Source organism: Cupriavidus sp. BIC8F, assembly GCF_032465815.1.
In the GTDB taxonomy this organism is placed as follows: Bacteria; Pseudomonadota; Gammaproteobacteria; order Burkholderiales; family Burkholderiaceae; genus Cupriavidus; species Cupriavidus necator.
Map to the genome: position 1 here is coordinate 749,112 of NZ_CP136094.1, position 17,267 is coordinate 766,378.

The 17,267-nt window shown below is 62.0% G+C and carries 22 protein-coding genes and 1 pseudogene; 13 read left to right on the forward strand and 10 right to left on the reverse strand.

The window, feature by feature from the left end; all coding sequences use genetic code 11:
• Positions 1 to 61: 61 nt before the first annotated feature.
• Together RS901_RS03445 and RS901_RS03450 are read right to left on the reverse strand one after the other, a co-directional pair.
• Positions 62 to 724, reverse strand: a complete 663-nt coding sequence (locus RS901_RS03445) for a DUF1109 domain-containing protein (RefSeq protein ID WP_316151528.1) — start codon at positions 722 to 724, stop codon at positions 62 to 64.
• The gene (locus tag RS901_RS03450; RefSeq protein ID WP_316151529.1) at positions 721 to 1,398 is read right to left on the reverse strand and encodes a sigma-70 family RNA polymerase sigma factor; all 678 of its coding nucleotides are present in this window, start codon (positions 1,396 to 1,398) and stop codon (positions 721 to 723) included. The genes RS901_RS03445 and RS901_RS03450 overlap by 4 nt, the downstream gene beginning before the upstream one ends.
• A gap of 116 nt (positions 1,399 to 1,514) precedes the next feature.
• Between RS901_RS03450 and RS901_RS03455 the strand changes: the two genes are divergently transcribed.
• From RS901_RS03455 to RS901_RS03475, 5 genes are read left to right on the forward strand one after another with little or no spacing between them, the layout of a single operon-like run.
• A complete protein-coding gene (locus RS901_RS03455) occupies positions 1,515 to 1,835 on the forward strand; it encodes a DUF2282 domain-containing protein (RefSeq protein WP_316151530.1) in 321 nt (106 codons plus the stop codon).
• Positions 1,836 to 1,858: 23 nt separating this feature from the next.
• On the forward strand, positions 1,859 to 2,749 hold the full coding sequence (locus tag RS901_RS03460) for a DUF692 domain-containing protein (RefSeq protein ID WP_316151531.1): 891 nt from the start codon (positions 1,859 to 1,861) through the stop codon (positions 2,747 to 2,749).
• Positions 2,721 to 3,542: a DNA-binding domain-containing protein gene (locus RS901_RS03465; RefSeq protein ID WP_316151532.1), complete on the forward strand. Its 822-nt coding sequence runs from the start codon at positions 2,721 to 2,723 to the stop codon at positions 3,540 to 3,542. Before RS901_RS03460 ends, RS901_RS03465 begins: the two co-directional genes overlap by 29 nt.
• Entirely contained in the window at positions 3,539 to 4,015 is a 477-nt protein-coding gene (locus RS901_RS03470; RefSeq protein WP_316151533.1) for a DoxX family protein, read from the forward strand. Before RS901_RS03465 ends, RS901_RS03470 begins: the two co-directional genes overlap by 4 nt.
• A gap of 54 nt (positions 4,016 to 4,069) precedes the next feature.
• Positions 4,070 to 4,282 (forward strand): GDCCVxC domain-containing (seleno)protein, encoded by a 213-nt coding sequence (locus RS901_RS03475; RefSeq protein WP_316151534.1) that lies wholly within the window; start codon positions 4,070 to 4,072, stop codon positions 4,280 to 4,282.
• Between the two features lie 129 nt (positions 4,283 to 4,411).
• On the opposite strand, the gene RS901_RS03480 is transcribed toward RS901_RS03475, so the two are convergent.
• Both RS901_RS03480 and RS901_RS03485 read right to left on the reverse strand, forming a co-directional pair.
• Positions 4,412 to 4,834, reverse strand: a complete 423-nt coding sequence (locus RS901_RS03480) for an ACT domain-containing protein (RefSeq protein WP_316151536.1) — start codon at positions 4,832 to 4,834, stop codon at positions 4,412 to 4,414.
• A gap of 82 nt (positions 4,835 to 4,916) precedes the next feature.
• The gene (locus tag RS901_RS03485; protein ID WP_316151537.1) at positions 4,917 to 5,336 is read right to left on the reverse strand and encodes an ACT domain-containing protein; all 420 of its coding nucleotides are present in this window, start codon (positions 5,334 to 5,336) and stop codon (positions 4,917 to 4,919) included.
• Between the two features lie 303 nt (positions 5,337 to 5,639).
• Between RS901_RS03485 and acs the strand changes: the two genes are divergently transcribed.
• The 7 genes from acs (at position 5,640) to RS901_RS03515 (ending at position 11,176) form a co-directional block, all read left to right on the forward strand.
• On the forward strand, positions 5,640 to 7,703 hold the full coding sequence (gene acs, locus RS901_RS03490) for an acetate--CoA ligase (protein ID WP_316151538.1): 2,064 nt from the start codon (positions 5,640 to 5,642) through the stop codon (positions 7,701 to 7,703).
• Between the two features lie 229 nt (positions 7,704 to 7,932).
• Entirely contained in the window at positions 7,933 to 8,379 is a 447-nt protein-coding gene (locus tag RS901_RS38810) for a hypothetical protein (RefSeq protein WP_410054149.1), read from the forward strand.
• 13 nt (positions 8,380 to 8,392) lie between these two features.
• Positions 8,393 to 8,809 carry a glycine zipper family protein gene (locus RS901_RS03495; protein ID WP_316151539.1) on the forward strand — a complete coding sequence of 139 codons (417 nt, stop codon included), beginning with the start codon at positions 8,393 to 8,395 and terminating at the stop codon, positions 8,807 to 8,809.
• Between the two features lie 367 nt (positions 8,810 to 9,176).
• Complete coding sequence (locus RS901_RS03500; protein ID WP_316151540.1) at positions 9,177 to 9,575, forward strand: hydroxyquinol 1,2-dioxygenase; 399 nt, start codon at positions 9,177 to 9,179, stop codon at positions 9,573 to 9,575.
• Positions 9,576 to 9,732: 157 nt separating this feature from the next.
• On the forward strand, positions 9,733 to 10,335 hold the full coding sequence (locus RS901_RS03505) for a hypothetical protein (protein ID WP_316151541.1): 603 nt from the start codon (positions 9,733 to 9,735) through the stop codon (positions 10,333 to 10,335).
• Positions 10,336 to 10,827 carry an OmpA family protein gene (locus RS901_RS03510; protein WP_316151542.1) on the forward strand — a complete coding sequence of 164 codons (492 nt, stop codon included), beginning with the start codon at positions 10,336 to 10,338 and terminating at the stop codon, positions 10,825 to 10,827.
• A 37-nt stretch (positions 10,828 to 10,864) separates the two neighbouring features.
• On the forward strand, positions 10,865 to 11,176 hold the full coding sequence (locus RS901_RS03515; RefSeq protein WP_316151543.1) for a hypothetical protein: 312 nt from the start codon (positions 10,865 to 10,867) through the stop codon (positions 11,174 to 11,176).
• Between the two features lie 62 nt (positions 11,177 to 11,238).
• Here the strand turns inward: RS901_RS03515 and RS901_RS03520 are convergent, their stop codons facing one another.
• Positions 11,239 to 11,760: a DNA-binding protein gene (locus tag RS901_RS03520; protein ID WP_316151544.1), complete on the reverse strand. Its 522-nt coding sequence runs from the start codon at positions 11,758 to 11,760 to the stop codon at positions 11,239 to 11,241.
• Between the two features lie 463 nt (positions 11,761 to 12,223).
• On the opposite strand from RS901_RS03520, the gene RS901_RS03525 reads away from it, so the two are divergent.
• Positions 12,224 to 12,538 (forward strand): hypothetical protein, encoded by a 315-nt coding sequence (locus RS901_RS03525; RefSeq protein ID WP_316151545.1) that lies wholly within the window; start codon positions 12,224 to 12,226, stop codon positions 12,536 to 12,538.
• Positions 12,539 to 12,541: 3 nt separating this feature from the next.
• Here RS901_RS03525 and RS901_RS03530 read toward each other — a convergent pair whose 3' ends face one another.
• From RS901_RS03530 to RS901_RS03550, 5 genes and pseudogenes are all read right to left on the reverse strand, one after another.
• The gene (locus RS901_RS03530; RefSeq protein WP_316151546.1) at positions 12,542 to 13,720 is read right to left on the reverse strand and encodes an MFS transporter; all 1,179 of its coding nucleotides are present in this window, start codon (positions 13,718 to 13,720) and stop codon (positions 12,542 to 12,544) included.
• A 15-nt stretch (positions 13,721 to 13,735) separates the two neighbouring features.
• A pseudogene (locus tag RS901_RS03535) lies at positions 13,736 to 13,900 on the reverse strand (DNA-binding protein); the annotation flags it as partial.
• Between the two features lie 237 nt (positions 13,901 to 14,137).
• On the reverse strand, positions 14,138 to 14,638 hold the full coding sequence (locus RS901_RS03540) for a GNAT family N-acetyltransferase (protein WP_316151547.1): 501 nt from the start codon (positions 14,636 to 14,638) through the stop codon (positions 14,138 to 14,140).
• Positions 14,639 to 14,669: 31 nt separating this feature from the next.
• Positions 14,670 to 15,653 (reverse strand): phosphotransferase enzyme family protein, encoded by a 984-nt coding sequence (locus tag RS901_RS03545; RefSeq protein WP_316151548.1) that lies wholly within the window; start codon positions 15,651 to 15,653, stop codon positions 14,670 to 14,672.
• A gap of 3 nt (positions 15,654 to 15,656) precedes the next feature.
• Positions 15,657 to 17,243 (reverse strand): asparagine synthase-related protein, encoded by a 1,587-nt coding sequence (locus tag RS901_RS03550; protein ID WP_316151549.1) that lies wholly within the window; start codon positions 17,241 to 17,243, stop codon positions 15,657 to 15,659.
• Positions 17,244 to 17,267: the final 24 nt, after the last annotated feature.

The following is a 17,267-nucleotide window of genomic DNA, read 5'->3' on the forward strand; positions in this document are numbered from 1 at the left end:
ACGGCATGGATCGAGCGGGTGTCAGCCAGGTCATCAGGCCTGGCTGCTCCGCCTTTCTTGCTCATGCCGATCGGTATCGCGCGACCCAGCCGAACATTTGACGCCCAAACAAGCCGCCGGCGCCGACGAACAGCAGCGCGACACCAAGGTTCCACAACAAGATCATGGCGCTGGCATCCAGCGGATGAAAGAGTGACAAGCCCGTCGCCGTCATGGCGGCAACGGCGAGGCTCGCACACATCGCCACCGGTGCCGGCGAGAGGTGCGCCACGTAGCGCAGCATGGTCAGCAAGGCAGCCCACAGCGGCGTGCTGACGATCACCAGCGTCGCAAAGCAGCGCGCCGTCTCGCCCGGAGAAATCCCCTCCGGCCCCATCTCGACCCAGTTCGTCAGACAGCCATACCCGATCGTCGTCATCCAGACGGCCAGGGCCGGCAACGGCAGCAACTGCCACCGGCGCGAGCGGCCCGGCACACTGACGATGAACGCGGCCACCACGGCCATGGCGCCGGTCACGATGGCCGCCGCAACGCTGGCAACGAATACCGGCTGCTGCAGCTTCAGTATCAGGTCCGGCCGCACGCCATGCACAACCGCGACCAGCGCCAGCAACAGCGCCGCTGCCAGCAGCCAGCACGCGGCCCGCACCATCGGCCGGCGCAAGCGCCGCACCGGTGATGCATCGGCCACCAGCGAGTCGATCAGGTCAGGAGTGTTTCTCACGGCTTGCCACCTTGCGATTCGAACATCTTGCGCAGCGTTTTCAGGGCACGATGCGTGGCCACCTTCAGCGCGCTGACAGACATCCCGCTGGCAGCGGCGGCCTCCTTCAACGACATCTCCTCCAGTTTCAGCATGCGCAGCGCCTCGCGCTGCCCGAGCGGGAGGCGCTCGACGGCGTCGCGCACCACTCGCGCGTCCACGGCACGTTCCAGGATGTTCGCGCCGGGGTCCGAAATGGTTTCCTGTTCTGTGTCGAGCGGTGATTCGTGCGAACTGGTGCGTCCCCGTCGGCGCAGGCCGTCGATGATGCGCCGGTGCGCAATGGCAACCAGCCAGGGGCCGAACGGGCGCGCCGGGTCGTAGGTGTGGCGCACCGCGTGTACCGTGAGCAATACATCCTGCACGGCGTCCTCGATGTCGCCGCGGTTTCGGACCTGGCGTGCCGCAAGCGCCCGGACATACGGGGTGATGCCTTCAAGCAAACGCCGGTACGCCGCGCGGTCGCCGTCCTGGGCGCGGGCCATCATGGCCGACCAGTCCGGCGTGCCGTCCGGCCGGCGCGCCGGCCCGGATACGCGGTCAGCGTCGGCCGCATCCTGTGTGGCGCTCACAAGGCTCAGGTTACCGCCGGCACGACGGTCTGCTTGGGGAGACATGCCTGAATTCTGCGTCATAAGGGGCCGCCTGTCGCGCTCGGAAAATTTTCGGGGATGCGTAACCTTTGGTCGCGGCAAGCCGAATTTCCTGACACGGCTCCGGATCCGGGCCGCAATCGTCAGGAGACAGCAAGATGAACAGACATGTATTGGCCGCCTCGACCTTGTCGTCCGCCCTCGGGCTCGCGCTGGCCATGGCCGCCATGCCGGCACAGGCGCAAGCCATGAAGGACATGAGCGGCATGCCGCAGATCGTCAAGGACAACATGGCGCGGATGGAAAAGAACAAGCTGGAGAAGTGCTACGGCATTAATGCCTCGGCAAAGAACGACTGCGCGGAAGGCGCGCATTCCTGCGCCGGACAAGCCACGCAGGCCCGCGACACCAAATCGTTCGTGCTGCTGCCCGCCGGCGACTGCAGCAAGATTCAGGGCGGCAAGCTGAAGGCCACCTGAATCAGGCGAGACAGGAGCGAACCATGCCTGCTGCGGCGATTGCCAATCCACACGGGCCGGGCCCGATCCCGCCGCGAGCCGGGGTCGGGCTGCGCTTTCGGCACCATCAGGCGGTGCTCGAGGAACGCCCGCCAGTCGCGTGGTTTGAAGTGCATACCGAGAACTACATGGGCGGTGGCCGCACGCCAGGCTGCCTGGCCGCCATTCGCCGCGACTATGCCATCTCGCTGCACGGGGTCGGCCTGTCCCTGGGCAGTGCCGAGGGACTCGACCTGACCCATCTGGCGCGCGTGCGCGAGGTTGTCGACCGGGTGGAACCCGGGCTGGTGTCGGAACATCTTTCGTGGAGCATCACCGGCGGCACGTACTATGCCGATCTGCTGCCGCTGCCGATGACGGAGGAAGCGCTGGCCGTTGTGTGCCGGCATGTGGACCAGGTACAGGGCGCATTGCGGCGCCGCATCCTGATTGAGAACCCTTCCACCTACCTGCAGTTTCGCCACTCGACCATCCCGGAGTGGGAGTTTCTCGCCGAAGTCGCACGGCGCACCGGGTGCGGCATCCTGTGCGACGTCAACAATATCTACGTCAGCGCCAGCAATCACGGCTGGGATGCCATGACGTACCTGCGCGCGCTCGAGCCGGCGGCAATCGGCGAGGTCCATCTGGCCGGCCACAGCGCCCGGCAACTGGAGCATGGGCAGGTGCTGCGTATCGACGATCACGGCTCGCGTGTTGCGCCAGCCGTGTGGACACTCTATGAGGCCGCGCTTCATTTGTTTGGGCCGGTGCCGACACTGATCGAATGGGATACGGACGTGCCGCCGCTCGATGTGCTGATGGACGAAGCGGCTATTGCAGAAGCCGCACTGGAAAGAGCGCAGCATGCCATCCGATCTCCCCTCGCTGCTTGACCTGCAGCACGCGATCGCCCGGGAGCTGTGGGGTGGCGCCGACAGTGATGACGACAGCGGCGTTGCACACGTGACCGCAGACGGGCTGACGCCGCAGGCGCGGCTCGGCATCTACCGGAACACGGCCACCGCGACGCTAGTGGCTGCGCTTCGCCTTTCCTACCCGGCCATCCAGGCCCTGATTGGCGCCGAGTTTTTCGAAGGCGCTGCCCGGCTCTTCATCGAGAAGTCACCCCCGCAGCGCGCATGGCTGGATGGTTACGGCGAAGCGTTTCCGGATTTCCTCGAGCGCCTGCCTGAGGCTGCCGCGCTCGACTACCTGCCGGACACCGCCCGACTCGAATGGGCGGTGAATGCGGTGTTGCATGCGCCGGACACCGAGCCGCTGGATCTGCGCCGCCTTGCGGAGCTGGAAGCATCCACGTTCGGCGACGTGCATTTTGCGCCGAACCCTGCCGTGCGTCTGGTGCGTTCCAGATTCCCCGTCGATGCCATCTGGCACGCGGTGCTGAACCACGACGACCATGCCATGGCGCATATCGACCTGGCTGCGGACCCGGTCTGGCTGCTCGTGCACCGCGCCTCCGGCGGCATCGACGTCGACCGGCTGAGCGCGTGGCAATGGCAATTCACCGCAGCGTTGGTGGCCGGGCTTCCCTTGCACGCCGCGCTTGGCGCGACACCGCCGTCTGATGCACACGCTTGGCTTGCCACGCTGTTGTCGGCCGGCTGTTTTGCCGGCTTCGGCCTGGCCCAGGCTTCCGACTTACCGTTCCCGGATCTATCGCCATGACACCCGCCACACAATCCCCCCACGCCTCCATCACGCTTGCCGGGCGCGCGCGGCGCGCAGTCGCATGGCTCGATCGCATTCCCTACACCGCCCTTGCGATTCCGCTGCGACTTGCGGTCGCCACCATCTTCTGGAATTCAGCCATGACCAAGCTGGCGAACTGGGACACGGCGGTCGAACTCTTCCGGGAGGAGTACCGGGTTCCACTGGTGCCGCCGGAACTGGCTGCCTACCTGGCGGTGTCCATCGAACTGGCAACGCCAGTCCTGCTGGTGCTGGGCCTGGCAACCCGGCCCGTGGCGCTGATACTGCTCGGCATGACCACGGTGATCGAGATATTCGTCTATCCGCAGGCATGGCCTACGCATATCCAGTGGGCGGCAATGCTGCTGGTGCTGCTGGCGCGCGGCGCGGGCAGGTTCTCGCTTGACTGGCTGATTCGGCGGCGTGTCATGGGCACATCGGATCGTTGATCAGCGCTGGCCACACTCATGGGCAACCCGCCTGCCTTTCAGCTGGGATACGCGATGCGCGACCTCGTCCTTGAATCCGTCCTGACCTGTCCGCATTGCGGCTCGGCGCAGCGGGAAACCATGCCCACCGACGCCTGCCAGTTCTTCTACGAGTGCCCGAACTGCAAGGCGCTGCTGAAACCCAAGCCGGGAGACTGCTGCGTGTTCTGCTCGTTCGGCTCGGTGAAGTGCCCGCCGATGCAGCAGGGGCGGCGTTGTGAGGGCTAGCGGGAGGAGACGCCCCACCACCCATGCGCCGCCCCTGTCATGTACCCGTCATAGACCAGGGCCGTACGTCCGCATCTGGAGATGGCATCACGGTGGGCCGACGCACGCCGGTTCACGCCGCGCGCCAAATCAGATGGCCAGGAGGATGGCTGTCGCCTGGTCGGCTTCAGCCTGAGAGTCGACTGCGATGTAAGCGACGAACTGCGGGCCGATCACTGCCCCCGAGAAGCCCCGGAGGTTGATGCCTGCTTCCGCGAGCTCCCCGCAAAGTGCGGCCGCGATACCCCGCCGATTGCGGCCGAGAACGCGAACGCAGTGCTGCTTTTGCGTGACATTGAAGCCCGCCATGGCAGCCGCCTCCATCTCCCGATCGCCTTCCAGCGGCGTCACGAAGACTACGCCTTCGCCAGGCCTGTCCGGACTGCGCCGGGCGATGATCAGCTGCAGGTCGGCGCCCATATCGCGCAGCGTCGCCAAGACCCCGGCCAGGCCACCAGGCTTGTCCTGAATGCCTGCCGCCCACACTTCCACCTGCTCTACCTGCAGATCCATGGTCGTCTTCCCCACGAAAATTCCGCCCCGCTGCGGGCGGGACATTGACCAGAGGCCGTGAGCACGACAGGTTTGCGGCGCTTCAAGCCTTCTTCAGGATCGCTTCCGCCTTGGCGGCGTCTGCTTCCGAGTCCAGGGCCAGAAACGCGACATACTGTCTTCCCAGCACGGACGCCGAGAAGCCGCGCAGATTGATTCCGGCGACAGCGAGCTGCTGCGTCAGGTCCGCCGCCGCGCCGGGTCGGTCGGGGCCGACGACCCGCAGCGAGTGAAGGCTATGCGTGACATTGAACCCCACTTGTGCCGCCGCGCGAACTTCCTTGTCACCTTGCAGCGGGGTGACGAACACGATCCCCTTGCCAGCCTCCTCAGTGCGGCGCGCAACAATGAACTGCAGATCCGCGCCCGCGTCGCGCAAGGCTGCCAGCGCGTCCGCCAGGCCGCCTGGCCTGTCTGGAATGGATGCCGCCCACACATCCACGCGTTCCACGAGAACATCCATGGCCATCTCCCGATTCCGGTCGGCCTCCCTGTCTAGTAAGAATTTAGTTCGCGGAACGCCGGCAAGCCAGGCCTGCCGCGCGGTCTTCTTCCGTCATGGCGTGTCAGGCGAGGCCGCGCGATATGCGGGGCCCTACCTTTGGCTGGCAACTCCGTCCCCCGCCACTTAATATCTACTTAGCCGCTTTAGTTGCGCCCCAACCGCTTCGGGCAGGCCGAGATCACCTCGCGGCGGAGTTCCTGACAGTCAGTATGGTCAACCTTGCCTGCGTCGATGTCTGGGGCAGTAAGAAGGGGGACGGTCATGTCGGAAGACAAGTCACCGCGCCATGCCGCAGAGCCGCAAGCAGCGGATGTTTCCGAAGCCCAGATCGCGGTCCACTGGCCAGAGGAAGGCTATTTCTCGCCGCCCGTGCAGTTCATCGCTCAGGCGAACCTGACCGACCCCGGCATCTTCGAGCGCTTTTCCCTTGAGCATTGTCCTGAATGCTTCAAAGAGTTCGCGGATCTGCTCGACTGGTACAAGTACTGGGAGACCACCCTCGACGCCAGCAATCCGCCGTTCTGGCGCTGGTTCGTCGGGGGCAGGCTCAACGCCTGCCATAACTGCGTGGACCGCCACCTGGCCAGCCACAGGAACAAGACCGCCATTCACTTCGTCCCCGAGCCCGAGGATGAGGCGGTGCAGCACCTTACCTATCAGGAACTCTTTGTACGCGTGAACGAACTGGCGGCCCTGCTGCGCGAAACCTTCGGGCTGGCCGTCGGCGACCGGGTGACCCTGCATATGCCGATGGTGCCTGAGTTGCCGATCACCATGCTGGCCTGCGCGCGGCTCGGCGTAATTCACTCACAGGTCTTCAGCGGATTCAGTGGCAAGGCATGCGCGGACCGGATCGTCGATTCGGGGAGCCGCCTGCTGATCACCATGGACGCCTACCACCGCGCTGGCGACCTGCTGGACCATAAGGAGAAGGCCGACATCGCCGTTGCCGAGGCCGCCAGCGCCGGGCATCAGATCGACAAGGTACTGGTCTGGCAACGCTACCCCGGCAAGTACTCGAGCCCGACGGCCCTCGTCGACGGGCGTGATGTGCTGGTCAACGATCTCCTCGCGAAGTACCGTGGCAGACGTGTGGAACCCGTACAGATGCCGGCAGAGGCGCCGCTGTTCCTGATGTACACAAGCGGGACGACCGGACGGCCAAAGGGTTGCCAGCACTCCACCGGCGGCTACCTCGCCTACGTTACCTGGACCTCCAGATACATCCAGGACATTCACCCCGAGGATGTCTACTGGTGCATGGCGGACATCGGCTGGATCACGGGTCATTCCTATATCGTCTACGGGCCACTTTCCCTGGCTGCCTCATCCGTCGTGTACGAAGGCGTCCCGACCTATCCCGACCCCGGCCGGCCATGGCGGATTGCGGAGAAGCTGGGCGTCAACATCTTCCATACGTCGCCTACCGCGATCCGGGCGCTGCGGCGCAGCGGACCCGATGAGCCCACGAAGTACCAGTACCACTTCAAGCACATGACGACCGTTGGCGAGCCGATCGAACCCGAGGTCTGGAAGTGGTACCACAAGGTGGTGGGAAAAGGCGAAGCGGTGATCGTAGATACCTGGTGGCAAACCGAGAATGGCGGGTTCCTCTGCAGTACGGTGCCGGCGATTCACAAGATGAAGCCAGGCAGCACCGGCCCCGGCATTCCCGGCATTCATCCCGTGATCTTCGATGACGATGGCCATGAACTCCCGAGCGGATCCGGCAAGGCCGGGAACATCTGCATCCGCAACCCCTGGCCAGGCGTGTTGCAGACGGTCTGGAAAGATCCGGATCGATACGTGAAGAATTACTACGCGCGCTACTGCAAGGATCCAAAGAGCAAGGACTGGCGCGACTGGCCCTACCTGGCCGGTGATGGCGCGATGCAAGCCGCTGACGGCTACTTTCGCATCCTCGGCCGCATTGACGACGTCATCAACGTCGCGGGCCACCGCCTCGGCACCAAGGAGATCGAGTCTGCCGCCCTGCTTGTTCCGGATGTCACCGAAGCGGCAGTCGTGCCCGTGGCGGACGAGATCAAGGGCAAGGTGCCCGACCTCTACGTGTCGCTGAAGCCCGGGTTGTCCCCTTCCCCGAAAATTGCCAGCAAGATCTCGGCATCCGTGGTGTCCCGGATTGGCGCCATTGCACGGCCGCGGCGGGTCGTGATTGTTCCCGACATGCCCAAGACGCGCTCGGGCAAGATCATGCGGCGCGTGCTTGCGGCGATCTCCAACCATCAGGATCCGGGGGACGTGTCCACGCTCGCCAATCCGGAGATTGTGGAGAAGATCAAGGGGCTGGCTGAAGGCGAATAGGCCTGGCGGGCAGTGCCGTCAGGCGCTGCCTCCATGGATGGAATAAATCCGACCTGTCAGTCGTTTACAAAGAAACAACAGCGCGAAGCGCTCTCAGGCCAGATGTGGCGGGGAACCTTGCCGGTCATGGCAGTAACGCCACATTTTCCGGGGCTCCATGGCCGGCGCCGGGTGGCGCGGGTTCCGGGTGACCCACCCGTAATGCAGTAAGGCTGGGGGACAACACATCATGAACGGGCACAGGCTTTGCAAGATCGCCCTGGCATTTGTGGCAGGAGCGGCGATGGCCGCCAGCGGTCCGACGTTTGCGGCCGGTCGTGGTGGCGGTCGTGGTGGTGGCAGTGGCATGCACGGCGGCAGCTTTCACGGTCAGGGTGGCGCCCACCATGGCGGTTCTCATCATCACGGTTTTCACCATGGGCACGGGAATGTGGCGTTCGTGGTAGGCGCCGGCTGGCCGGGCTGGTGGGGATATCGGTACGATGGCTGGCCATACCCCAATTCCTACCCCGCTTACTACGCGCCCGCGGCCCAATACATCGAGAAAGGCGATGGGTCGGACGTTGCGTCGGCGAACGCGTGGTGGTACCGCTGCGACCAGCCCAGTGGCTATTACCCGTATGTCCAGGACTGCCCGGGCGGCTGGCAAACGGTGCCCGCCCAGCCGTCGCCGTAATGCCGAAATACTGATGAAGCCGTGTTCCGTTCCCCTCCTGATAGCGGCCGCGCTCGTCGTGGGCGCGTGTACGGCAATGCCGTCGGGCCCCAGCGTGATGGTGCTGCCGGGCAGCAACAAGACGTTTGACCAGTTCATCGGTGACGATCGCAACTGCCGCCAGTTCGCGCTGGGCCGGGCCGGCGGCGTTAGCTCGCCTCAAACCTCCAGCACAGCGGCGGTGAGCAGTTCGCAGGTCAGTGCCAGCAATTCAAGCGACCCGGGATACAGTGCGCAGTACCGATACGACTCTGCCTACATTCAGTGCATGTACGCCAGCGGACACCGGGTCCCGGTCTACGGCCAGATGCTTGCGGCGCCGCCCGCGACGCCACCCGCCAACTACAAGCCCGACTTCCCGCCGCCGGCACCGGAAGGGTATGCCCCCTGAGTGTTCTTGCGGATTCGTCTTGCGCCGAGCCAACGCACGGCCGCGCACCGCCACCAGCCAGTCCGTTGAGACTTGGTCACCACTTTGATCACGCCAGAGCCTTCACTCTGGCGGCATATCCAGCATAACTGGCGAACCAACCGGCGGTGCGAGGGTGGCCCATCTCCCGCACGTGTGCCGGGATGCCGTCTTTGTACAGTTCTGTATCACGCAGCACCACCGATACGCTTACCAACAGATCCGGCCGGCACCTTCTACAGGCGCGATACATCGGTCGCCTTTAATGCTTTCCACGGGCCCGCAGCGAGTTGCAACGACGCAGTCTCCACCGGACCTCTACCCTGTCAAACGTTAAAGGAAATCGATCATGACTACCCACATCGCCAAGCGCTTTGTCCTCGCCATCGCCCTGGTTGCCGCTGCAGCCGGCGCACAGGCCGCCAGCCTGTCGTACGCTGGCGCGCGCGACCCGTTCACCGATGGTGCCCGCTCCGTCAGCGATGCACGTGACCCGTACACCGAGGGTGCGCGCTCGGTGCAGGAGCCGCGCAGCCCGTTTGTGGATGGTGCCCGCAACGTTGATCCGTTCGCGGACGGCGCCCGCTCGCTCGCTGGCCTGGACCGTACGGGTGTCTCGGCGGACCCCGCTCGCAGCGTGGACCCTTACTACGACGGCTCGCGCTCCCTGGCCGGCCGGGACCAGACGTGGCCCTCGAACGCGCCCGCGCGCAATGTTGATCCGTATCTTGATGGTGCGCTGGCGTGATGGCGTGCTTTGTTTAGAAGCGCTGCGTGGGCCTGCCTGGATCCGATGGGGTGGCCTGCGCGGTGTGGATCAGCGGAATTTTCGGCAACCATTTTCGGATTCGATTGATTGATTCCCTCGCAGGGACCTAGTTCCATGACTCCTATGGCGACTTGCCATGCTCATCGGAACCGAATATGGCTTCAATCGAAAACAAGAAGCTTCATGCAGCAAGCTTCTTGCTGGCTGCACAGACTACGTTGCCATACGCCAGAGAAGGCCACGCCATCGACCATCTGGTACTGGTTGGATCGCCCATCTCTCAGGGGTTTCTGGCGGACCGTCTTGTATCAGAAGAGCTCAAGTGATGAGGCCAAAGGCAAGCAAAGCCGTCAGACTTGTAGATCTGTGCGCCATCGCAATGAGCCTGCTGGGCATCGCGTTTGCAGCAATCGCGGCGTGCACGCCGGTTACGCATGCACAAGTTACGACCGGCCCTTTAGCTGCGCTTGCAGGTATCACGGTCCTTTGCGCGGCAGTGATCGCCTTCGGTGGCTTGCTGCCTTTGTTCTACATACTGGTGCGCCGGCCGGGCGAACGGTTGCGGGCCATCCTCGCCTACATGGCAGGTGTCCTCTTCTTTGCCGCGTCGTTTCTTGCGACGGATCGCTGGGTGACGCGCCAACTTCCGAGTCGGCACAACATCGCCAATGCTGATGTGTTACACGCGGCAGCAGCCAGCCATCGACGCCGCCCAGGCACACGGCCAAAGGACTATTAAATGCTGACAGTACCGGGGGTTACATCATCTGCTCTGAGTAAGGCGGCGGCGGTGTTCTGGTTCTCGTGTGCATCATTGTCTGGTGCGATTGCATGCAGCCCTGTTCGCTCGTTGGATCTGATTTTTTCCGTTGAATCATCTGCATTGGAGACAGCGCAGGCGCTGCGACTTGGAAGCTGGATAGCCAATTTGAAATCGAGGTTTCCGAACTATGAGAGCTTCTTCATTACCGGACACGTTGACAAGTCGGAGAAGGGAGACAAGCACCTGGCTCATGACAGAGCTGACACGGTCCGTCGATTCCTGGCGGATCGGGGCTTTGGCATAGCCCGCATCCACATCGAGGACCCAGGAACCAGCTACAACAAGCCGATCTCAGGTGTGCCCACACGATCCGCTTCCATCGATTTTCTGCCGGCATGCCCGCATGAGTGTTGCGATCGTTCAACGAACACTGCCGAGGGTCGGGGCAGCCCGATGCCGGACAGGTAGCCAAGGAGAGCCCCCTGTGGCAACGAGAGACCGAGCAATGGCCCTACGATGGTTGTTCCTGATACCTTCGGTATTGTTGCCCGCTTCATTTGTGGGGCTAAGCCTCTTTCACATCGTCGCAGCGCCAACAAGGGACGATATGTTCGTCGGATATGCAGGCGTTGTATCCGCCGCCGTGCTCCTGTTTGACCTCATCCTCGCGCTGGTATGGCTCGGCGCATTTGGATGCCTGCTCTACGTCAGCCCCGGACAGCGACGGCCATTGCTGATGATTGCGGGAATGACCATTCTGGCGTTCGTCGCCTGCTACGTCCTGGACAGCAAGCTGATTCGGGCACTTCCGGGATGAGCGAACGCCACATCTGAAGCATGGACGGCGCGAACACGAGGGTGGCGTCTGGGGCGCCGCCCCTACCCCACCAGTGCCCGCAACTCCCGCGCCATGGCAGGCACCACCTGACTGGCGCACCGGGCAAGATTGACTTGCATGGCCGTGCCGGCGACATCCAGAAGGATCGGGTCGATGCTGTAATCGCGCTGATCCAGCCATACCAGCACATCCGGCAAGTGCCAGAGTGTGGTGCTGCCTTCATGCACCGGCGCCGGGAAAGACTCGGGATAGACGATCATCAACTTGCGCATGTTCTGGCGGGACATGCCGACGGCATGGGCGATATCGGTGAGTCCCACCAGATCGGGAACCGCTTCGATCAGCGTAGTAGACGGCATGGCGAGCCGGGCATCGGCAAGGGCCCTCACCATGGCCGCCTTCGCTGAATCTGCCTCGCGGACAAATGACAACGCCACGCGTCCTGGCAGGCGGGTACCCACGAGTGCGTCATCACAGCCTGCCTCGCCCAGGCGTTCGACCAGTGCTTCGATATCGTGGTCGGCCTGCGACAGCAGGAATCGGAAAGTGAAGGCGTATTCCATGGCTATTTCCTGATCTGCAATGTGCACGGCGGGGTCATTCGTGTTGATGTAAGCGCCTTGCGACTCTGCGTACCTTAGTGCAGTTTCAACTTCTTTCTTCCGGTGTTTGGCGCGGGTCACTGGTATCGATCTGGCGACCTGTTGTCATAGGTCAGAGTCGATCAAGAGGAAATTTCCCGAATCACTCTCGGAAATCGCCTGATTGATTCCGTACCCAATGCCTAGTTCCATGTCTCTGGTGGCACCTTGCCATGATCATCGGGGCCGAAAATGGCCTCAACTGAAAGCAAGATTCTTCACTAAGCAAACTGTGCAGACCTTTGTACTACGTCAAATTCGAATCGGTTCTTCCGGTTTGGGAGTCGCCTTGCCGTATCCGCCGTCGCGGCCGGGCCTGGGCCGAGTGAAGTGACGATCCGTTCGCCACGGGGCCGTCGTCGGCCCGTTTGCAGGGAGGTTCGCAATGTCCGAACTACAAGGGCTATCCGGCGCACCAGCAGGTACGCTTATCACGATCTCGGAGCTGCATCGTCTGGCAACCTTCCTTGGTTGTGGTTACGACGTTGACGCTCACCATGAAGCCAATGGCCACTGGGTAGTGATTTTCACGATCGCGGATCGTCGCTACGGACTCAGTACGGTGCGGGGCCAGTTGCGGCGCTGGCGCCGGCTCGAGCCTCTTCTGACGTTCTTGAGCGCACATTGTCAGTATCACGACGCGATGCGCTTGCATACTGGCTCATGGACTTTCTCTCGGTCCGCTGCGCCGGACAATTGACTATCAGCGCACGCGCCGCAGTGTCACGGCCGCGACAAGCGCGGAAATCGTACAGGCAACCGCCACAGGCAGTGCCGAATCGTTGTAGGCAATACCAGCTAGAAACGCGACAGCGCCCCCACTCAATGCCTGCAGTCCGCCCAACATGCCTGCGGCAATGGCACGGTACTCGGCCGCGACATTCATGATCCATGCGTTGGCGACGGGTACGATCAGGCAAAAGCCGATCTGTGCAGCGGCCAATGCGGCCAGGAACAGGTGAAGCGCGTATGCTTCCGTGACTGAAAGGAGCAATAGCCCAAGCGCCGAGAGGCATTGGCAGAGAATGCCTGCGGCAACAAGGCTGCGCTCCGAGACACGTGCCATCAGCGCGCCGGAGCAAAGATAGCCGATCACGCCGATTCCCGCAAAGCCAGCAAGGACGCCACCTATTGCAGTGACTGACAAGCTAAAGCGGCTTGCCAGCAGGAATGGTTTGGCCACCAGCAAAGTGGTATATCCGCTCTGTGTCGCGCACAGCAGGATCAGCGGGACCCTGGCCATCATGCAAAGGCTAGTCAACTCCGTAAATGACATCGCGCGCCCGGAAGGCCGGGCATCGCGAGTGGCGGGAGAGGCCGGAGGCGGAAATATTGCGAACAGCAGCGGCACCGCGAGCAGCGGCATGCAGAACGCTGCAAACATTGTGCGCCAGCCCCACGCGGCGGCGATCCATCCAGCAGCCAACGGCGCAACGATGCTGGTTGCTTCCAATGCGGCTTGTCCGTAGGCGAATAACGTCTTGTATCGCTCGTGGGTCAAGAGGTCACGCATCAGCGCCCGGTTTGCAACCGACCCTATTGCATTTACCGCGAACATTGCCAGCAAGGCTACGGCATAAGCCAGGTAGCTTTGGGCAGCCGCACTTAGTATGCCCAGCAAGCTGGCCCCCGCGGCGCTCACGGTTACTGTGCGCAGCCTGCCAATATGATCGACCAGCCATGGCGCACCGAGCAAAACCGCGGCGCCCACCATCAACGCTGCCGAGAAGAAGGCCTGGAATCTCGCCTGGCTGACGCCAAGGTCGGCGCCGATCAGAGGAAGGACGGGGCTGAGCACATCAAATAGCGTCGCCACCAGTATCGTTCGGAAAACCAGACAAACATAGACGATAGTTGTTTCTGATCTCAGGCGGTCTGTCATTTGCGCTCAGGAAAAGTCCGCTGAATCTGCCTCGCGGACAAATGACAACGCCACGCGTCCTGGCAGGCCGGTACCCACGAGTGCGTCCTCACAGCCTGCCTCGCCAAAGCGTTCGACCAGTGCTTCGATGTCGCGGTCGGCCTGCGTCAGCGGGAATCGAAAAGTGAAGGCGTATTCCATGGCTATTTCCTGATCGGCAATGTGTACAGCGTTGTCATTCATGTTGATGTAAGCAGTGATCAACGATCCGCAGGATGGCGTTGGCATGGATGCCCCGGGGACTCTGGGATTGACGGCGTCTATCGCCAAGGCGCTCTTGAAAGGCTGGTCGGAAAGTTCTTGCCGCTGTTGGATGAGGTGCGGTTCGATGGCGGTGCCGATGTCTCATGACAGCATCACGACCGGACCATCAACTAGCTAGCTGACCCGCTCCTGAGCGCCGACTCGCAGTTGCCACCCGACGTAAAGAGGCGGCTTTACCAGCCCGGCCACCGTTGACATCGTGAAGCCTTGAGCCCTGAGTAACCGGATGCAGCCCTCGTTATCTCGGTGACACACCGCTTTGATAATTCTCAGCCCCGGTCCAATACGGTTGCCGGCACGCAACGCTTCTTCCAGTAGCAAACTGCCAATTCCCTTGCGCTGATAGCGAGGATCCACGCCAAATTCGACGTGAGCGCTGTCCCCCGTAACGGAGAAGAGCAAAACGCCATACCCCTGACTTGTGCCGTCGACGTCCACCACGGCAAACACGCCGCGGCGGGTGCACTGTGCTTCGAGCTTGAACAAGAACTCATCTTCCATGGACTGCGGATCGTTGATTCTTCGCGCTATCCAACGGTTGAACGCCTCGTCGGAATGCAGAAGCTTGTACCATTCGAGATCGCTATGCCTCGCAGTGCGGATCTCAATCTTCATGAGAGCCCCTTCGCTGGTTTTTCCTTCTTGCTTACGCGGACCAACGGTCAATGGCCAGCTGACCTGACACTGCGCGGTAGCTCAGATCATCCAAACGCCTGCACATCTCACGCCATGTCGGCTCATCCAGTACACAGTAGTCAAGCAGAAAGCCGATCGATCTGATCTCGTTAAGCAGGATCAGAACAGAGATCGCATGGAAAAACCCCGGGGAGCCATACAACGCTGGCATATAGGCATTGACGAACGCACGCCACAAAGACGCTGAATCGTCTCGGCCTTCGGTCTCGAGCCACCATCCAATGGTGGCCAGGTCAAACCATTGCGGACCGCATCCACAGTCGTCGAAGTCGAACAACGTGACTCGCCTACCTTCGATCCGCATATTCGCAACTCGGAAATCGCCATGGCAGAAGCCGATGGGCATACCGGCAGGGGGCCAACCGGCAGCCGCTAAGTGCTTGCAACGGTCCCTGACTGTCGCGGCTGCGCTACCGGCAAAGGCGAACGCTTCGGCCAAACGGTTCAGCGTCCGATATGCCTCACCAAGCTCTGCAATATGTCTGCTTGGTGCGAGCTCGCCCAACGCAGGCTGCGCATGAAGACGCTTCAGCGCGTTCGCAGCTGCAGCGAAATCATCACAGGTCATCTCCAAAGGACGTCCCACTGCAGCGTCAAACAAAGCTGCATGACGTATTGCACCGTCCGACAAGGCAAGACGAAAGCGCCTTCCTCCCCGGAGCGTTGAATGTGCACTCGATACTTCCAGCAGGTCATCCCGCTCGATTCGCGCTAGCAAATGCAGCTCAGCGTCGATCTCGACTTCGTCTCGTCCATGGGTTCTGTACAGACGAAGATAGTAGGTCCGATCGGCGGAATCCGTCAGCGAGAATGTTCGATTCACCCCGCGCACGACTTCATGCACGTCGATCGCGTCTATGCCGTAGACGGTTGCGACGGCCCGCCGCACCAGTGCAATGTCCCCAGCCGATTTGCTTTCGTGATCAGTGGTCATGGCCTATGCGACCTGTCTCATGAACCGTTCAAGGAAAAGGAAGATCGCCAGCGGAGCCATCGCCGCGATATCACGCGTATCAGCGACGCGCTTCAACACGCTTTGCACCGCCTTCATATCGACCAGACCGAAGTCAGCAAGTGCGCATTCGCGGAGCTGTACATTTATTCGATCGTAATGAAGCGAGATGACTTCCGGCAGTACGTAGTCAAATGTCTCCTTCTTATACCCAATGGGAAACAGATCCTTTCTCAAATGCCTGCGGAGATACTGGCGAAGCAGATGACGTTCGCCCCGAAACTTGATCGGCAGTCGATGGCAGAACCCGATCAGACAAGGGTCGCACAATGGATTCACTGGCCACAGTCCAAGCCGCATCATGTAGGGCGAGCGAGCGGCATGTGCTAGCAGCGCGGTTTGCGGAATGGCGCTGGTCGGTGCGCAGTAAAGCGGCTCAGTATCCGCGGCAACGCGTGCCCGGCGGCTCAGCATTGACCGAGCGATCTTCTCCGCGGCTATCAGTTTCGAAGGTTTCACCCTGCTTGCAGACGGATGGTCCGTTTCGTAGCGAGGAAACAGCTCGTCGCCGCCTATTCCCGTCAGGACAGCATGACAACCTTTCGTTGCCGCCTGTCGCCATAGCGCATCGAAGGCCTCGATGTAGAACTCACCAAGAGGATGCTCTGGTGCCCTCACAGGAGAATCCAGATCAACAACGGGCATATAGGCTGACATGTCGAATGACACGTCCTCAAGAGCGAGCGTCTGCACGATCGAGCGCCGCCGCGTGCTTTGCACGGTTCGGTCATGCTGAGCGAGTACGATGCCAGCCGAACGCCAAGGGGCACCGGAAAGTTGCGTTGTGGCGACTGCAACTGAGGCGGAATCCATGCCTCCGCTGAGTTCCACCAGACATCCGCTCGCATCAAGCGGCCTTGCACCGGTCGCGCTCGCCATACAGGCTTCGAACGCACCAAGTACATCCACACCTTCCTGCAAGGCGTGCGGCGAAAGCGTTGGCGCAGCGGATGGATAGACGAATGATGCGCCCTCGGCATCAACGAGAAGCGAGGAACGCTCGGTCAGCAGTGCGATTCCTGTACAGACCTGGCGACTCGCGTAGAAGGTGCGCAGACCCAGGACATGAGCCAGCACCTCAAAATCCGCGGCGTGACTTCCGCGAGAGATCACGTCTGCGCAGTCCCATGACAATTCAACATGACCCGCCCCGACTGCCGCATAGAGAGGAGCAACGCCCAGCCGCCCCGATGTCACCCGCACTTGTGCATTTGGCCCGTTCGATACGGCTTCCACTAGCGCATAATCGAGCGGCCAGTTCAGAATCTCTTTGTGAACTTCGGCATAGTCTTCGAGCGACAATATGCCCTGCGCGGATGGAGGTTTTTCGTCCGGCTCATGAGTACTGCGTTCGAGTACGGCGTAGACCCAACGGTTTATCCCCTGTGCAAACAGAGTGCAGAGGCATGGGTTCGGAAATGCTGAAATCTCGCTACCTCCAAACCGAATTCCTCTGCCGCACCAGCGAGGCGTCCGCGACAGATCTTCGATGCTGATTCTTGCCTTCAACATGGCAAGCCTCCGTGCGCGGCGTCA

Excerpts from the sequence above, each read along its gene's own strand:
- RS901_RS03450 (WP_316151529.1), bottom strand. The coding sequence starts at position 1,398 with ATGACGCAGAATTCAGGCATGTCTCCCCAAGCAGACCGTCGTGCCGGC.
- RS901_RS03455 (WP_316151530.1), top strand. The coding sequence starts at position 1,515 with ATGAACAGACATGTATTGGCCGCCTCGACCTTGTCGTCCGCCCTCGGG.
- RS901_RS03460 (WP_316151531.1), top strand. The coding sequence starts at position 1,859 with ATGCCTGCTGCGGCGATTGCCAATCCACACGGGCCGGGCCCGATCCCG.
- RS901_RS03465 (WP_316151532.1), top strand. The coding sequence starts at position 2,721 with ATGCCATCCGATCTCCCCTCGCTGCTTGACCTGCAGCACGCGATCGCC.
- RS901_RS03470 (WP_316151533.1), top strand. The coding sequence starts at position 3,539 with ATGACACCCGCCACACAATCCCCCCACGCCTCCATCACGCTTGCCGGG.
- RS901_RS03475 (WP_316151534.1), top strand. The coding sequence starts at position 4,070 with ATGCGCGACCTCGTCCTTGAATCCGTCCTGACCTGTCCGCATTGCGGC.
- RS901_RS03480 (WP_316151536.1), bottom strand. The coding sequence starts at position 4,834 with ATGGATCTGCAGGTAGAGCAGGTGGAAGTGTGGGCGGCAGGCATTCAG.
- RS901_RS03485 (WP_316151537.1), bottom strand. The coding sequence starts at position 5,336 with ATGGATGTTCTCGTGGAACGCGTGGATGTGTGGGCGGCATCCATTCCA.
- acs (WP_316151538.1), top strand. The coding sequence starts at position 5,640 with ATGTCGGAAGACAAGTCACCGCGCCATGCCGCAGAGCCGCAAGCAGCG.
- RS901_RS38810 (WP_410054149.1), top strand. The coding sequence starts at position 7,933 with ATGAACGGGCACAGGCTTTGCAAGATCGCCCTGGCATTTGTGGCAGGA.
- RS901_RS03495 (WP_316151539.1), top strand. The coding sequence starts at position 8,393 with ATGAAGCCGTGTTCCGTTCCCCTCCTGATAGCGGCCGCGCTCGTCGTG.
- RS901_RS03500 (WP_316151540.1), top strand. The coding sequence starts at position 9,177 with ATGACTACCCACATCGCCAAGCGCTTTGTCCTCGCCATCGCCCTGGTT.
- RS901_RS03505 (WP_316151541.1), top strand. The coding sequence starts at position 9,733 with ATGCTCATCGGAACCGAATATGGCTTCAATCGAAAACAAGAAGCTTCA.
- RS901_RS03510 (WP_316151542.1), top strand. The coding sequence starts at position 10,336 with ATGCTGACAGTACCGGGGGTTACATCATCTGCTCTGAGTAAGGCGGCG.
- RS901_RS03515 (WP_316151543.1), top strand. The coding sequence starts at position 10,865 with ATGGCCCTACGATGGTTGTTCCTGATACCTTCGGTATTGTTGCCCGCT.
- RS901_RS03520 (WP_316151544.1), bottom strand. The coding sequence starts at position 11,760 with ATGGAATACGCCTTCACTTTCCGATTCCTGCTGTCGCAGGCCGACCAC.
- RS901_RS03525 (WP_316151545.1), top strand. The coding sequence starts at position 12,224 with ATGTCCGAACTACAAGGGCTATCCGGCGCACCAGCAGGTACGCTTATC.
- RS901_RS03530 (WP_316151546.1), bottom strand. The coding sequence starts at position 13,720 with ATGACAGACCGCCTGAGATCAGAAACAACTATCGTCTATGTTTGTCTG.
- RS901_RS03540 (WP_316151547.1), bottom strand. The coding sequence starts at position 14,638 with ATGAAGATTGAGATCCGCACTGCGAGGCATAGCGATCTCGAATGGTAC.
- RS901_RS03545 (WP_316151548.1), bottom strand. The coding sequence starts at position 15,653 with ATGACCACTGATCACGAAAGCAAATCGGCTGGGGACATTGCACTGGTG.
- RS901_RS03550 (WP_316151549.1), bottom strand. The coding sequence starts at position 17,243 with ATGTTGAAGGCAAGAATCAGCATCGAAGATCTGTCGCGGACGCCTCGC.